Source organism: Solidesulfovibrio carbinoliphilus subsp. oakridgensis, assembly GCF_000177215.2.
Taxonomy (GTDB): Bacteria; Desulfobacterota; Desulfovibrionia; order Desulfovibrionales; family Desulfovibrionaceae; genus Solidesulfovibrio; species Solidesulfovibrio carbinoliphilus.
This window is the reverse complement of sequence record NZ_CM001368.1, coordinates 1,737,481-1,751,686: the sequence shown is the minus strand read 5'-3', so window position 1 is coordinate 1,751,686 and position 14,206 is coordinate 1,737,481. Positions and strand designations below refer to the sequence as shown.

Genomic DNA, 14,206 nt, shown 5'->3' with positions numbered 1-14,206 from the left:
CATGCGCAAGCCACCTGCCGACCGCCAGCACAAGACCGTGCGCGATTGGGGCCGGGTCAAGCTCACCTGCGTGGGGGTCTTTTTCTGTCTGGCCTGGCTCGGGCTGTGGACCCGGGCCGGCTATCTCCAGATCGTGGCCGGGCCGGAACTGGCCCAGCAGGCCATACGCCAGCACCTGGCCTCGGAAATCGACAAGGGGGCGCGGGGCGAGATCTACGACCGGGGCGGCCGCCTGCTCGCCAAAAGCGTGGAGTTCGAGGCGGTTTTCGTGCGGCCCAAGGAAGTGACGGACCCGGAGAAGACCGTGGCCTTTCTGGCCAAGGTCCTGCACATGAAGGAACAGCGGGTCCGCAAGAAGGTCCAGAGCTCCTCCAACATGGCCTACCTGTCCTGGCGGGTCGGCGACCGCACCGCGGCCCGCATCCGGGAAGCGGCCCTGCCGGGCGTCTATTTCACCAAGGAATCGGGACGGTTTTACCCCAACGGCCACCTGGCCAGCCAGCTCATGGGCTTTGTCGGCGTCGGGGACGTCGGCCTCGAAGGCGTGGAAAAGTCCTTTGACGAGCGTCTGACCGGTCACCAGGCCAAATACGTGGTCCAGCGCGACGCCTCGGGCCGGCGCTTTTTTTTCGACTCCCAGGGCCGGGAGCTGGCCGACGTCAACGGCCATGACGTCCGGCTGACCATCGACTCCCAGATCCAGTTCTTCGCCGAGGAGGAGCTGGAAAAGGCGGTCACGGCCAACAACGCCAAGGCCGGCACGGCGCTGGTCGTCCACGTGCCGACCGGCGAAATCCTGGCCATGGCCAACTATCCCTTTTTCAATCCCAACGTGGGCCGCGGCATAAGCCCGCGCATCGCGCGAAACCACGCCGCCCTCGACGTCTTCGAGCCCGGCTCCACCATGAAGCCCCTGCTGGTGGCTGCGGCCCTCCAGGAGCGGGTGGTGCGGGCGAGCTCGACGTTCAACTGCGAAAACGGCAGGTTTTCCTTCGCCAACCGGGTCATCAAGGACACCCACCCCTACGGTGTGCTGCCGGTCAACATGATCGTGCGCGTCTCGAGCAACATCGGCGCGGCCAAGATCGGCCTGCAGATGGGGGCCCAGCGGCTCTACGGCTATTTCCAGAAGCTCGGCTTCGGCCAGCCGACCGGGCTGCCCATCTCCGGCGAGGGCAAGGGGCTCTTGCGGCCGCTCAAATCCTGGTCGCCGCTTGACGTGGCCACCCAGTCCTTCGGCCAGGGCGTGGCCGTGACCCCGGTCCAGCTGGCCCAGGCCTTCCTCATCCTGGCCAACGACGGCGTGTACAAGCCGCTTCGGCTCGTGGCCGACCCGACGGACGCCCAGGCCGAACGCAAGCCCTACCGGGTCTTTGACGCCGACGTCTGCCGCACCGTCCAGGGCATGATGCGCGAGGTGGTCCAGGAAGAGCACGGCACCGGCCGCACGGCCCGCATCGATGGCCTGGAGATCGGCGGCAAGACCGGCACGGCCCAGAAGGCCGGCAGCGGCGGCGGCTACGGCAACAAGTACCTGGGCTCGTTCGTGGCCTTCGTGCCCGCGATCAGCCCCGAATATGTCGTCCTGGTCATGGTGGACGAACCCGAACCGAGCCACTACGGCGGTGTCGTCGCCGCGCCGGCCGTGCGGGACGTGACCCTGCGCATGCTGTCCTATCTCGGCCGCATGCCCGAGACCGTGCAGCTGGCCAAGGGCCAGGCCTCGGGCCCGTCCGCGGCCCAGGCCCAGACCCAGGCCGCGTCCGTGCCGGCCGCGTCGGACGCGCCCGTGGAGCTGTCCCGGGCGGACAAGGAGATCATGGAGATCGCCCAGTCCACCCCGTCGGGGGCCAAGGCCGTCGAAGTCCGGTCCGTGCCCAATTTTTCCGGCATGCCGCTGCGAAAGGCCGTGGAGATCCTCATGCAAAAGGGCATCGTGCCCCGGCTCGAGGGACAGGGCCTTGTGGTTTCCAAGCAGACGCCGGCCCCGGGCGCACCCTGGCCCGGGGACAACAACGCCGAATTCGTGCTCTGGCTGGCCAGGCCGTCCTAGATACGAGGCACTGTGATGATGGCAGACACCGACAACGCGGCCCTGGCCGCCCTGACGGAGGCCGTGCGGGCGGAAGCGATTCCTGTGGCCGGGCATTCGGCCAAGGTGCTTCCCGGCGGGGTTTTTGTGGCCGTCGCCGGTCCCGTGGCCGACGGGGAGCGGTTCATTCCCGACGCCCTGGCCCGGGGTGCGGCCCATGTCGTGGCTGGGCCGGGCACGGTGCTGCCGGCCGGCGCCACGGCCAGGCTGGTTGTGGCCGAAAATCCCAAGGCCGCCCTCGGCCGGCTGGCCGCCGCCCGTTACGGCACGGACCGCATGGCCATGCCCGTGGCCGCCATCACCGGCACCAATGGCAAGACCACCATCACCTACCTGATCGAGCGCCTGGCCACGGCCGCCGGCCGCAAGGTCGGGGTGCTCGGCACGGTGGCCTACCGCTGGCCCGGGGTGTCCCGCAACGCTTCGCTGACCACCCCCGACTGCCTGACCATCCACGAGAATCTCGCGGCCATGCACGCCGCCGGCTGCGACCTGGCCGTGATGGAGGCCTCCTCCCACGCCATCGCCCAGGACCGGCTGGCCGGCCTGGCTTTTGCCGCCGGCATCTTCACCAACCTGACCCAGGACCATCTGGACTACCACAAGGACATGGAGTCCTATTTCGAGGCCAAGGCCGGGCTTTTTCGCCGCTACCTCGCCGACCCCCGAAACGCGGTCCTCAATTTCGACGATCCCTTCGGCCGCCGGCTCCTGGAGGAATTTCCCCAGGCCCTCGGCTACGGCCTGACCGCGCCCCCGGCCGGCTTCCCCCGGATTCTGGCCGGGACCGTCCTCGGCCACGGCCGGGAGGGCCAGCGGCTCGACGTCCGCCACGGCGACGCGGCCCATGCCGTGGCTTCCCCCATGCCCGGCCGGCACAACGCCCAGAATGTCCTGGCCGCCATGGGCGCGGCCCTTGTCCTCGGCCTGCCGGCCGCCGCCTTCGCCGCCCTGGCCGACTGCCACGGCGCGCCCGGCCGGCTGGAGCGGATCGCCAATCCCCGGGACCTCACCGTCTTCGTGGACTACGCCCACACCCCGGACGCCCTGGAAAACGTGCTCGGCGCGGCCCGGGAATTCACCAAGGGCAAGCTGTTCGCGGTCTTCGGCTGCGGCGGCGACCGCGACCGGACCAAGCGGCCGCTCATGGCCGCGGCCGTGGCCCGCTTTGCCGACGTGGCCGTCCTCACCTCGGACAACCCCCGCCACGAGGACCCCCTGGCCATCATGGCCGACGCCCGCCCCGGCCTTGCCGGCGCGCGCCGGGCCGTGGCCGAGCCGGACCGCCGCCGGGCCATCGGACTGGCCCTGTCGGAAATGGGCCCCGAGGACGTCCTGGTCATCGCCGGCAAGGGACACGAAACCTATCAGCAGATCGGCGACGTGAAGCACCCGTTTTCCGACGCCGCCGTGGTCAGGGAGCTCACCGGATGCGCATGACCCTGTCTGACATCCTCGCGGCCACCGGCGCCGTCGGCGACGTGGGGGAGCGGGGCAATCCCGTCATCGAGGCCGTCCGCATCGATTCCCGGGCCGTGGTGCCGGGGAGCCTTTTCGTCTGCGTGCCCGGAGCGCGCCTGGACGGCCACCATTTCGCGGCCGAGGCCGTGGAAAAGGGCGCGGCCGCCGTCCTGGCCGACCGGCCCCTGGCCGGCCTGCCCGAAGGCACGCCGGTGCTCCTGGTGCGCGACACCGTGGCCGCCCTCGGCCGGCTGGCCCGGGCTTGGCGCGAGCGGGTCGGGGCCAGGCTTGTGGCCGTCTCCGGCTCGGCCGGCAAGACCACCGTCAAGGAACTCACTGCCGCCATCCTCGGCAAAGTCGGTCCCACGGCCAAAAACTACAAGAATTTCAACAACCGCATAGGGCTCCCCCTGTCCATGCTCGAAGCCGGCGAAAACGACGCCCTCTGGGTTATGGAACTCGGCATTTCCGCGCCCGGCGAAATGGCTCCCCTGGCCTCCATCGCCGAGCCGGACGTGGCCGTCATCCACAACGTGGGTCCGGCCCACTTGCAGGCCCTTGGCGACGTGGCCGGGGTGGCGGCGGAAAAGACCTTTCTGTTCCGGTCCCTGCGTCCCGGCGGCACGGCGCTCGCCTCCATGGACTATCCCGAGCTCTGGGACGCGGCCCGGGCCGCCTTTCCCGGGGTGCGGGGCATGTCCACCAAGGGCCAGGCCGCGCCCTACCGGGCCAAGTACCTGGGCGCCATTTCCGAGGGCCGAGGCCGGTTTTTCCTGAAGCTCGACGACCTGGAGCTCGAGGTGGTGACGCCGCTGACGGGCGGGCACTTCGCCGAGAACATCCTGGCCGCGGCGGCCGCCGCCCGCATCCTCGGCGCCGGGGAGCCGGAGATCGCCGCCGGCCTGGCCACGGCCGTCATGCCCGAGCAGCGCTTTTTCTGCCGCCGGCAAGGCTGCTACACGCTCATTGACGACACCTACAACGCCAACCCGCTGTCCATGCGCCGGGCCATCGCCGCTGCGGCCGAGACGGCCCAGGCGCGGCCCCTGGTCCTGGTCCTTGGCGAGATGCGCGAGATGGGGGCCCACGCCGAGGCCGAGCACGGGAAGCTCGGCGAGGCGGCGGCCGCCAGCGGCGCCAATGCCGTCTTTTACCACGGCGCCCACGCCGAGGCCGTCGGCGAAGGCCTGACCCGCAGCGGCTACGCCGGCCGCTTCGCCGTGGTCGACACCCCGGACGCCTTCCTGGGCGCCCTGGCCCCCATGGGGTTTGGCGGCGGCGTGTTTCTGTTCAAAGGTTCGCGCTCCATGCGCATGGAGGAGTATCTGGCCGCGTTCTCCCAGAGCATCCAAAAGGACCCCAAGGCATGATCTATTACCTGCTGGTGCCGCTGGCGGCGCACCTAAGCGCCTTAAACGTCTTCCGCTACATCACGTTCCGGTCCATCGCGGCGCTGTTGACGGCCCTGGTCCTGTCCATCGTCTTTGGCCCGCGCATGATCCGGGCTCTCACGCGACTCAAGTTCGGCCAGTACATCCACGAGGACGTGGAGGCCCACCGCCGCAAGGCCGGCACCCCGACCATGGGCGGAATTCTCATCGCCTTTTGCATCGTGACCAGCGTCCTTTTATGGGGCGACCTGGCCAACGAATACGTCTGGATGACCATTTTCGTGTACCTGGGCTTCGGGGCCCTGGGCTTTGTGGACGACTACGCCAAGGTCGTCAAAAAGCGGAACAAGGGCCTCTCGGCCCGCAGCAAGCTCCTGGGACAGCTGCTGGTTTCCGGCGTGGCCGCGGCCGTGCTCCTGTCCGACCCCGAGTATTCGACCCGGCTGGCCCTGCCGTTTTTCAAGCACATCACCCCGGATCTCGGCTGGTTCTATTTCCCCTTCGCCATGCTGGTCATGATCGCGGCCTCGAACGCCGTCAACCTGACCGACGGCCTCGACGGCCTGGCCATCGGCCCGATGATCGTCAACGCGGCCATGTTCTCCCTTTTCGTCTACGTGGCCGGGCACGCCCAGATGGCCCGCTACCTGCAAGTCGTGCCGGTTTCGGGCGTGGGGGAGGTGACGGTCTTTTGCGGGGCCATGGTCGGCGCGGGACTCGGGTTTTTGTGGTTCAACGCCTATCCGGCCCAGATCTTCATGGGCGACGTGGGCTCGCTGTCGCTCGGCGGGGCCTTGGGATTTCTCGCCGTCCTTTGCAAGCAGGAGCTGCTGCTCATTATCGTCGGCGGCCTGTACGTGGCCGAGACCGTCTCGGTCATCCTCCAGGTCGGCTACTTCAAGATGACCGGGGGCAAGCGGATTTTCCGCATGGCCCCGTTGCACCACCACTTCGAACTCATGGGCGTGCCGGAATCGAAGATCATCATCCGGTTCTGGATTTTATCCATTTTACTGGCCCTGGTCGGGCTTTCGACTCTCAAACTGCGGTAGGCGGACCATGCGCGACATGCTTCATGCGGGACAATTGAGCGGGCACCAATCCGTTGTCGTCGGCGCCGGCGCTTCGGGACGGGCGGCGGCCCGCCTCCTGTCGCGCCTTGGCGCCTCGGTCCGGTTCCTCGAGAAAAACGCCGCCTCCGTCACCGACGCCTTCCGGGCCGAGGCCGTGGAAGCCGGCTACGACCTGCGCGTGGGCGACCACGGGCCGGCCGATTTCGCCGGCGCGGACCTGGTGGTCCTCTCGCCCGGCATCCGGGCCGCCTCGCTCACCGACTGCCTGGCCGCCTGCCCCGGGGCCCAGGTCGTGTCCGAGCTGGAACTGGCCTCGTGGTTCACGGCTGAGCCCATCGTCGCGGTCACGGGCTCCAACGGCAAGACCACCACGGTCATGCTCATAAGCCACCTGCTCGAGGCCGCCGGCCGCAAGGTCTTCACCGGCGGCAACATCGGCACGCCCTTGTCCGAATACGTCCTGGCCGGCGACCCGGCCGACGTGGTGGTCCTCGAGGTGTCGAGCTTCCAGCTCCAGCTGGTCAGGACGTTTCGGCCGCGCGTCGGCGTGCTGCTCAATTTTTCGCCCAACCACCTCGACTGGCACGCGGACCTCGACGAATATCTCGACGCCAAGCTCAATCTTTTCAAGGCCCAGCGCCCCGGCGATCTGGCCCTCGTGCCCGAGGAACTGCGGGAGACTCTGGCCGGCCGGACCCTGAGCAAGGGCGAGGTCGTCTGGTTCGCACCGTCGGGCCGGTTTCACTGCCCGCGTCTGGCGGGCCTGCACAACCGCCAGAACATGGAGGCCGCCTACCTCGCCTGCCAGCCCTTCGGCGTCACCGAAGAGACGGCCAAGGCCGCCTTCGAGAGCTTTGCCCCGGCCCCGCACCGGCTCCAGATCATCGGCGAGAAGCGGGGCGTCCTTTTCGTCGACGACTCCAAGGCCACCACGGTCGCGGCCATGGAGGCGGCCCTCAAAAGCTTCGACCGGCCGGTCCGGCTCCTGTGCGGCGGCGTCTGGAAGGGCGGCGACCTGGCGGCCCTGCTGCCGCTTCTGAAGGGAAAAGTCGCCTCGGTCGGGCTCTTTGGGGCCAGCCGCGAGATTTTCGAGGCCGCCTGGGCCGGGCAGGTGCCGCTTTTTTACGAGCCGACCCAGAAGGCGGCGGTCACGCGGCTTTTCGCCGAGGCCGTCCCCGGCGACGTGATCCTCCTGTCCCCGGCCACGGCCAGCTTCGACCTGTATGACAGCTACAAGGCCAGGGGTCGGGACTTCCAGGAGATCTTCGCCGGCCTGCCCATGGGACCGGCCGGACAGGCGGAGGGCAGGCCATGAGCCGGGTGAAGGTGGCGACCGCCGAAACCAAGAAGCAGGGCCCCTTCGACCTGTGGCTTCTGGGCGCGGCCCTGCTGTTGGCCGGGCTGGGGCTGGTCATGGTCTTCTCGTCGAGCGGGGTCATGGCCGAGCGCCTAAACGGCAACCGTTACTACTTTTTCCAGCGGCAGGCCCTTTTCGCCCTGGTCAGCCTCACGCTCATGGCCCTTTGCGCCTGGATGCCGCGAAAGGTCCTGCACGGCCCGGTCTACCTGTGGCTTTTTGCCATCGTGGGCCTGCTCGTCCTGACGCTGGTGCCGCCTTTTTCCGTCAAGGCCGGCGGCGCACGCCGCTGGATGCACTTCGGGCCGGCCACGCTCCAGCCCATGGAGCTGGCCAAGGTGGTCCTGGTCATGTACCTGGCCTACTTTTTCAGCCAGAAGCAGAAGCTGGTGCGATCGTTTTCCGTGGGATTCATCCCGCCGGTCGTGGTCACCGGGTTTCTGGGCCTGATTCTCCTTTTGCAGCCCGATTTCGGCGGCGCGGTCTTTCTCGGCATGCTCTTTTTCCTCATGAGCCTGGTCGGCGGCACGCGCATGACCTACCTGGCCGTGTCCATGATGTTCGGCGTCGGGGCCATGGGACTTCTCATCGCCTCCTCGCCCTACCGGTTCAAACGGTGGTTCGCCTTCCTCGATCCGTTCAAGGACCCGCAGAACGTCGGCTACCAGCTCGTCCAGTCCTTTTACGCCTTTGGCTCGGGCGGCATCACCGGGGCCGGATTCGGGGCCGGCAAGCAGAAGCTCTTCTACCTGCCCGAAGCCCACAACGACTTCATCATGGCCGTCCTTGGCGAGGAACTCGGCTTCATCGGCATCTCCATCGTCTTTATCTGCATCGGCATTCTCCTGTGGCGGGCGTTTCGGGTGGCCCTGGCCCAGGACGACCTGCGCGACCGGTTCACGGCCTACGGCATGGCCCTCGTCCTTGGCCTGGGGTTCCTCCTCAACCTGGCCGTGGTCCTCGGCTGCGTGCCGCCCAAGGGCGTGGCCATGCCGTTTCTGAGCTACGGCGGCTCGAACCTCCTGTCGTGCTTCCTGTGCGTGGGCATTCTCCTCAACCTCTCGAGGAGCGCCAGGACATGACACGCATCGTGCTCACCACCGGCGGCACCGGCGGCCACATCTTTCCGGCCCTGGCCGTGGCCGAGGCCCTGCGCGCCCTGCGCCCCGACCTGCATCTCCTTTTCGTCGGCGCTGGCGGCCCCGAGGGCGAGTTGGCCACCAAGGCCGGGCTGCCCTTCGTGGGCCTGCCGGCCAAGGGCGTTTTCGGCCGTGGCCTGCGGGCCCTGGCCGCGCCCTGGTGGATGGGCCGGGCCTTTGGCCTGGCCGTGCGGCTTCTAAACGAATTCCGTCCGGCCGTGGTCGCCGGATTTGGCGGCTACGCCGGGTTCATTCCCGTGGCCGCGGCCCGGCTCATGGGCATCCGCACGGTCATCCACGAGCAGAACAGCGTCCCCGGCATGACCAACAAGGTCCTCGGCCGGTTCGTGGACCGCGTGTTCGTCACCTACCCCGACGAGGCCGGGGCCTTTCCCAAGGCCCGGACCGTGCGGGTCGGCAATCCCATCCGGGGCGGCATCGCCCTGGCCTCGGCCGCGCCCCGCGAACCCGGCGGCCGCCGCCTCCTCGTCCTTGGCGGCAGCCAGGGGGCGCGGGCCGTCAACGACGCCGTGCTCGACATCCTGCCGCGCCTCCTCGCGGCCGGCGTTTCGGTCCGCCTCCAGGCCGGCCGGGCCGACTTCGAGCGGGTCAAGGCCCGGGCGGCCGCGGTCATGGAGGGCCTGCCCACCGCCGGCCGGCAGGCCACGGTGGTCATCGAGAATTTCATCGAAAACATGGCCGAAGCCTATGCCAGGTCCGATCTGGTGGTGGCCCGGGCCGGGGCCACCACCCTGGCCGAGGTCACGGCCGCGGGCAAGCCGTCGCTTTTGATCCCCTTTCCCTTCGCCACCCACGACCACCAGAGCGTCAACGCCGCTTTTCTGGCCCGGGCCGGCGCGGCCGAGGTGGTGGCCCAAAAGGACCTGTCCGCCGGCTACGACCTGGGGACCGCCGTGACGGCCCTCCTCGACGATCCGGCCCGGCTCGCCCGCATGGGCGGGGCCTCCCGGGCCGCGGCCCTGCCCGACGCCGCGGACCGCATCGCCAAAGCCCTGCTCGATCTTGCCGCGCAAAAGGAAGACGCAAAATGACTTCTATCGTAAACACCTCCTGCGCCACGGGCGTTATGCGCACCAAGGTCCGCACCATCCACATGATCGGCATCGGCGGCTCGGGCATGAGCGGCATCGCCGAAGTGCTCTTGAATCTCGGCTACGAGATCTCGGGCTCGGATCTGGCCATGAGCCAGACGGTCAAGCGTCTGGGCAGCCTCGGCGCCGCCATTTCCATCGGCCACGGCCGGGAGAACCTCGGCCACGCCGACGTGGTGGTCAAATCCACGGCTGTCACCAACGACAATCCCGAGGTGGTCGTCGCCCGCGAGCGCGGCATCCCGGTCATCCCCAGGGCCGAGATGCTGGCCGAACTGATGCGGCTTCGCACCGGCATCGCCGTGGCCGGCACCCACGGCAAGACCACCACCACCTCCCTTTTGGCCACCATCTTCACCGAGGCCGGCCTCGACCCCACGGTCATCATCGGCGGCAGGCTGAACGCCTACGGGGCCGGGGCCCGCCTGGGCCAGGGCGAATACCTCATTGCCGAGGCCGACGAATCCGACGGCTCGTTTCTGTGCCTGGCGCCCATCGCCTCGGTGGTCACCAACGTCGACGCCGACCATCTGGACCACTACGCCGGCATCGAGGCCATTGACGACGCCTTTGTGGAATTTCTAAACGGCATCCCCTTTTACGGGGTCAACGTGGTCTGCCTGGACGATCCCGGCGTGGCCCGGCTGTTGCCACGGATCAACCGGCCGTTTGTCACCTACGGCTTCGGCGAAAAGGCCCGGCTTCGCGGCCGCATCCTCGAAACCGGGGCCAAGAGCCGGTTCCTGGTCAGCCTCGACGGCGAGGACCTGGGCGAGATGCGCCTCAATCACCCCGGGCGCCACAATGTCCAAAACGCCCTTGGCGCCATCGGCGTGTCGCTCGAGACCGGCATCGCGCCGGCGGTCATTGCCGAGGCCCTGGCCAAGTTCGGCGGCGTGGGCCGGCGGTTCGAGATCAAGGGCGAGCGGGCCGGCGTGGTGGTGGTCGACGACTACGGCCACCACCCGGCCGAGATCCGGGCCACCCTGGCCACGGCCCGGGCCGTCTATCCGGACCGGCGGCTGGTGGTCGCGTTCCAGCCCCACCGGTTTTCGCGGACCAAGGCCCTTTTCGGCGATTTCTGCACCTGCTTCGAGGCGGCCGACACGCTCCTTCTGACCGAGATCTATCCGGCCTCGGAAGCGCCCATTCCGGGGGTGAGCGGCGAGAGCCTGGCCCGGGGCATCCGGCAGGTGAGCAAGACCGATGTTGCCTACTATCCGGATTTCGCGGCCGTGGAGGCCGCCCTGCCCGGGGTCCTGCGCCCGGGCGACCTGCTGTTGACCCTGGGGGCCGGCAGCGTCTGGCAGGTGGGCGCGCGCTACCTGGAGGCGGGGGATGCCTCCTGAGGTCCTGCCGGGGCCGGTGCTCGCGGCCCGCACCACCTTGCGCCTGGGCGGCCGCGCCCTGGCCGAGGTCGTGCTGCGCCGTCCCGAGGACGCCGACGGGCTCGGGGCAGTCCTGTCCGGCCTCGGCGGGCGGCCGCTGGTCCTTGGGGGCGGCAGCAACCTCCTGGCGCGGGACGGGGAGCTGCCGCTGGTGGTCGTCTCGCCGCGCCTGACCGGCGAGCCCGAGATCCTGCACGAGCGGTACGCGGGCAAGATCCGGGTCCGGGTCCTGGCCGGGGTCAAGCTCCAGCGGCTGGTGGCCTGGATGGCCACCCAGGGCCTTTGCGCCCTGGTCGGGCTGGTCGGCGTGCCGGGTACCGTCGGCGGGGCCGTGGCCGGCAATGCCGGGTCGTATGGCGACGACATGGCCGGGACGCTGGCCCGGGTGCTCCTGTGGACCCCGGAAGAGGGCGTTGCCTGGAGAGGGCGCGAGGAATTTTCGACCGGGTACCGGTTTTTCGCCCCCAGGCGGGCGGCCGGGATGTTCCTGGTCCTGGCGGCGGAGTTCGACTGCGAGGTCTGCGAGCCCATCGAGCTGCGCCAGCGGATGATCGCCCATCTGGGACAGAAAAAGGCCAGCCAGCCGCTGACGGCGGCCACGGCCGGGTGCGTGTTCAAGAATCCGCCGGGCCAGGCGGCCTGGCGGCTGCTCGAAGCGGCCGGATTTCGGGGGAAACGGCTGGGGAACATGGCGTTTTCGGAAAAGCACGCCAATTTTCTGGTCAATTGCGGCGACGGCACGGGCAGGGAGGCTTTTGACCTGATCGAGGCGGCGCGAGAAGCGGTGCGTACGCAAAGCGGTCACGAACTGGAACTGGAAGTGAGGGTGGCGCCATGAACGTCAGGGTGGGGACGCTGTCCGGTCTCGGGGGGGGCGTGTCGGTCAAACGGAAACGCAATGGCTATGGCGGGGGCGGAAGCGGGCCACGCATCTCGGTGAAAAGCCGGGTGGTCAAGTCCAAAAGCAACCGCAACCGCAACGCCCGTGGCGGGTCGTCGCTGTCGCTGCCGTCCGTGAGCCTTGGCGGGATGGGGCGGCTTTTCACCCGGGCCGTGTCCATGGCCTTTCTCGGCGTCCTGGTCCTGGCCGTCAGCGTGGCCCTTTTGGCCGGCTACCGGTGGCTGACCACGGTCAATTATTTCGCCCTGCAGACAGCGACCATCACCGGCTGTTCCCGCCTGTCCGAGGAGCACATCCGCGAGATCGCGGGCCTGGCGCCGGGAACAAACGTCCTGTCCCTGTCCATGGACAGGATGCGGGCCGACCTCGCCCGGGAGCCCTGGGTGGACTCCGTGGTGGTAAAAAGGGTCCTTCCCGGCTCCATCGTAGTGGAAGTCAAGGAAAAGTCCCCTTCCTATCTTGTGCAGTATCAGGGAACGCTCTATTACGCCGACGAGGTTGGACGCATCATCGACAAGGTCGAACCCGGACAGTTCGTGTCCCTGCCCCAGATCGAGGTCGAAGCCGGCATGGAGAAGCATCTGGCGCTCTTGGCCGATCTGCGGCGGGCTGTTGCCGAACACCAGGTGCCGTTCGATTTCGGGCAGATCGCCTGGCTGCGCCTCAGTTGGGGCCGGGGGCTGGAAATTCGGCTCATGGACCCGGGTATTTTGTTGTGTCTCGGGTCCCGAGAGTGGCATAGAAATCTATCGCGCATGAATATGGTCTGGACGGACCTGCGCCGACGTGGTGAACTCGATAAGGTCGGTCTCATCACGGCCGAGGGCGACAAGGTCTGGGTGGAGAAACGCGGCACTTCGGGGGAGGCGCCGCCGGGCTGAAGGCTAGGGGATCGGAGAGCGGGCAATGCCGACGTCGGATTTCCAAAATGCGGCACCGCGATTTTGGACATGAAATCGGCGCGCGTTTGACGTAGAAACGCGCCAGGGCAAACGCCGACGTCACGAGTGGAAACGTTCAGGGAGCGGTTTATGGCCAGGTCGGAACTTATCGTCGGACTCGATATCGGCACCACCAAGATTTGCGTGGTCGTCGGAGAACTTTCGCCCGAGGGCGTGGATGTGGTCGGCATCGGCACGAGCCCGTCCACGGGCCTGCGCAAGGGCGTGGTGGTCAATATCGAGCAGACCGTGCAGTCGATTAAAAAGGCCCTCGAAGAGGCCGAACTCATGGCCGGGTGCGAAATCCGCTCGGTCTATGCCGGCATCGCCGGCAGCCACATCAAAGGCTTCAACAGCCACGGGGTCATCGCCGTCAAGGGCGGCGAGGTCGGCCCCCGGGACATCGAGCGGGTCATCGACGCGGCCAAGGCCGTGGCCATTCCGCTCGACCGGGAGGTCATCCACATCCTGCCCCAGGAATTCATCGTCGACGACCAGCGCGGCATCGCCGATCCGCTCGGCATGGCCGGCGTGCGCCTCGAAGTCCGGGTGCACATCGTCACCGGCGCCGTGACCAGCGCCCAGAACATCATCCGCTCCTGCCACCGGGCCGGGCTCGACGTCTCGGACATCGTGCTCGAATCCCTGGCCTCGTCCAAGGCGGTCCTGACCGGCGAGGAACGGGAGATCGGCGTGGCCCTGGTGGACCTTGGCGGCGGCACGACGGATCTGGCCATCTTTGCCAACGATTCCATCAAGCACACGGCCGTGCTGGCCCTTGGCGGCACCAACCTGACCAACGACATCGCCTTCGGCCTGCGCACGCCCATGGCCTCGGCCGAGAAGATCAAGATCAAGTACGGCTGCGCCCTGGCCGAGATGGTGCCGAAAGACGAGGTCATCGAGGTGATGAGCGTCGGCGGCCGCGAGCCCCGCCGCCTGTCCCGGCAGGTCCTGGCCGAGATCTGCGAGCCGCGCGTCGAGGAGATGCTGGCCCTGGTCGACCAGGAGCTCATCCGCTCGGGCATGAAGAACCAGATCGGCGCGGGCGTGGTCCTGACCGGCGGCACGGCGCTCATCGAAGGCATCCAGGAGCTTGGCGAGCAGATTTTCAACCTGCCCACGCGCATCGGCTACCCCGACAAGGTCGGGGGGCTCAAGGACGTGGTCAACAGCCCCATGTACGCGACGGCGGTGGGGCTTCTCATGTTCGGCGCGGAAAAGGAGGGCGTGGAACAGCGCTTCCGCATCCGCGACGAAAATGTGTTCAACCGCATTCTGGGGAGGATGCGGAAGTGGTTCGTGGACGTGAAGTAGTCCGCGAGAGGTACAGTGTCGGGGGATAACCAGG

At 68.2% G+C, this 14,206-nt stretch carries 11 protein-coding genes; all 11 read left to right on the top strand.

Annotation, left to right across the window (positions count from 1 at the left end):
• Window position 1 precedes the first annotated feature (1 nt).
• The 11 genes from DFW101_RS07640 (at window position 2) to ftsA (ending at window position 14,172) form a co-directional block, all read left to right on the top strand.
• Window positions 2-2,053 (top strand): penicillin-binding transpeptidase domain-containing protein, encoded by a 2,052-nt coding sequence (locus DFW101_RS07640; RefSeq protein ID WP_009180936.1) that lies wholly within the window; start codon window positions 2-4, stop codon window positions 2,051-2,053.
• A 15-nt stretch (window positions 2,054-2,068) separates the two neighbouring features.
• The gene (locus tag DFW101_RS07635) at window positions 2,069-3,532 is read left to right on the top strand and encodes a UDP-N-acetylmuramoyl-L-alanyl-D-glutamate--2,6-diaminopimelate ligase (RefSeq protein WP_009180935.1); all 1,464 of its coding nucleotides are present in this window, start codon (window positions 2,069-2,071) and stop codon (window positions 3,530-3,532) included.
• A complete protein-coding gene (locus DFW101_RS07630; protein ID WP_009180934.1) occupies window positions 3,523-4,923 on the top strand; it encodes a UDP-N-acetylmuramoyl-tripeptide--D-alanyl-D-alanine ligase in 1,401 nt (466 codons plus the stop codon). The genes DFW101_RS07635 and DFW101_RS07630 overlap by 10 nt, the downstream gene beginning before the upstream one ends.
• On the top strand, window positions 4,920-5,996 hold the full coding sequence (gene mraY / locus DFW101_RS07625; protein ID WP_009180933.1) for a phospho-N-acetylmuramoyl-pentapeptide-transferase: 1,077 nt from the start codon (window positions 4,920-4,922) through the stop codon (window positions 5,994-5,996). Before DFW101_RS07630 ends, mraY begins: the two co-directional genes overlap by 4 nt.
• A 7-nt stretch (window positions 5,997-6,003) precedes the next feature.
• Window positions 6,004-7,332, top strand: a complete 1,329-nt coding sequence (murD, locus tag DFW101_RS07620) for a UDP-N-acetylmuramoyl-L-alanine--D-glutamate ligase (RefSeq protein WP_009180932.1) — start codon at window positions 6,004-6,006, stop codon at window positions 7,330-7,332.
• Window positions 7,329-8,456 (top strand): putative lipid II flippase FtsW, encoded by a 1,128-nt coding sequence (ftsW, locus tag DFW101_RS07615; protein ID WP_009180931.1) that lies wholly within the window; start codon window positions 7,329-7,331, stop codon window positions 8,454-8,456. The genes murD and ftsW overlap by 4 nt, the downstream gene beginning before the upstream one ends.
• Entirely contained in the window at window positions 8,453-9,565 is a 1,113-nt protein-coding gene (gene murG / locus DFW101_RS07610) for an undecaprenyldiphospho-muramoylpentapeptide beta-N-acetylglucosaminyltransferase (protein ID WP_009180930.1), read from the top strand. The genes ftsW and murG overlap by 4 nt, the downstream gene beginning before the upstream one ends.
• Before the next feature lie 35 nt (window positions 9,566-9,600).
• A complete protein-coding gene (gene murC, locus DFW101_RS07605) occupies window positions 9,601-10,974 on the top strand; it encodes a UDP-N-acetylmuramate--L-alanine ligase (protein ID WP_043643258.1) in 1,374 nt (457 codons plus the stop codon).
• Window positions 10,964-11,851, top strand: coding sequence for a UDP-N-acetylmuramate dehydrogenase (locus DFW101_RS07600; RefSeq protein ID WP_009180928.1), 888 nt, complete (start codon window positions 10,964-10,966; stop codon window positions 11,849-11,851). Before murC ends, DFW101_RS07600 begins: the two co-directional genes overlap by 11 nt.
• The gene (locus DFW101_RS07595; protein ID WP_009180927.1) at window positions 11,848-12,795 is read left to right on the top strand and encodes a cell division protein FtsQ/DivIB; all 948 of its coding nucleotides are present in this window, start codon (window positions 11,848-11,850) and stop codon (window positions 12,793-12,795) included. Before DFW101_RS07600 ends, DFW101_RS07595 begins: the two co-directional genes overlap by 4 nt.
• 150 nt (window positions 12,796-12,945) lie before the next feature.
• On the top strand, window positions 12,946-14,172 hold the full coding sequence (gene ftsA, locus DFW101_RS07590) for a cell division protein FtsA (protein WP_009109895.1): 1,227 nt from the start codon (window positions 12,946-12,948) through the stop codon (window positions 14,170-14,172).
• Window positions 14,173-14,206 lie beyond the last annotated feature (34 nt).

Excerpts from the sequence above, each read along its gene's own strand:
- mraY (WP_009180933.1), top strand. The coding sequence starts at position 4,920 with ATGATCTATTACCTGCTGGTGCCGCTGGCGGCGCACCTAAGCGCCTTA.
- DFW101_RS07595 (WP_009180927.1), top strand. The coding sequence starts at position 11,848 with ATGAACGTCAGGGTGGGGACGCTGTCCGGTCTCGGGGGGGGCGTGTCG.
- ftsW (WP_009180931.1), top strand. The coding sequence starts at position 7,329 with ATGAGCCGGGTGAAGGTGGCGACCGCCGAAACCAAGAAGCAGGGCCCC.
- murC (WP_043643258.1), top strand. The coding sequence starts at position 9,601 with ATGCGCACCAAGGTCCGCACCATCCACATGATCGGCATCGGCGGCTCG.
- DFW101_RS07600 (WP_009180928.1), top strand. The coding sequence starts at position 10,964 with ATGCCTCCTGAGGTCCTGCCGGGGCCGGTGCTCGCGGCCCGCACCACC.
- murG (WP_009180930.1), top strand. The coding sequence starts at position 8,453 with ATGACACGCATCGTGCTCACCACCGGCGGCACCGGCGGCCACATCTTT.
- ftsA (WP_009109895.1), top strand. The coding sequence starts at position 12,946 with ATGGCCAGGTCGGAACTTATCGTCGGACTCGATATCGGCACCACCAAG.
- murD (WP_009180932.1), top strand. The coding sequence starts at position 6,004 with ATGCGCGACATGCTTCATGCGGGACAATTGAGCGGGCACCAATCCGTT.
- DFW101_RS07635 (WP_009180935.1), top strand. The coding sequence starts at position 2,069 with ATGATGGCAGACACCGACAACGCGGCCCTGGCCGCCCTGACGGAGGCC.
- DFW101_RS07640 (WP_009180936.1), top strand. The coding sequence starts at position 2 with ATGCGCAAGCCACCTGCCGACCGCCAGCACAAGACCGTGCGCGATTGG.
- DFW101_RS07630 (WP_009180934.1), top strand. The coding sequence starts at position 3,523 with ATGCGCATGACCCTGTCTGACATCCTCGCGGCCACCGGCGCCGTCGGC.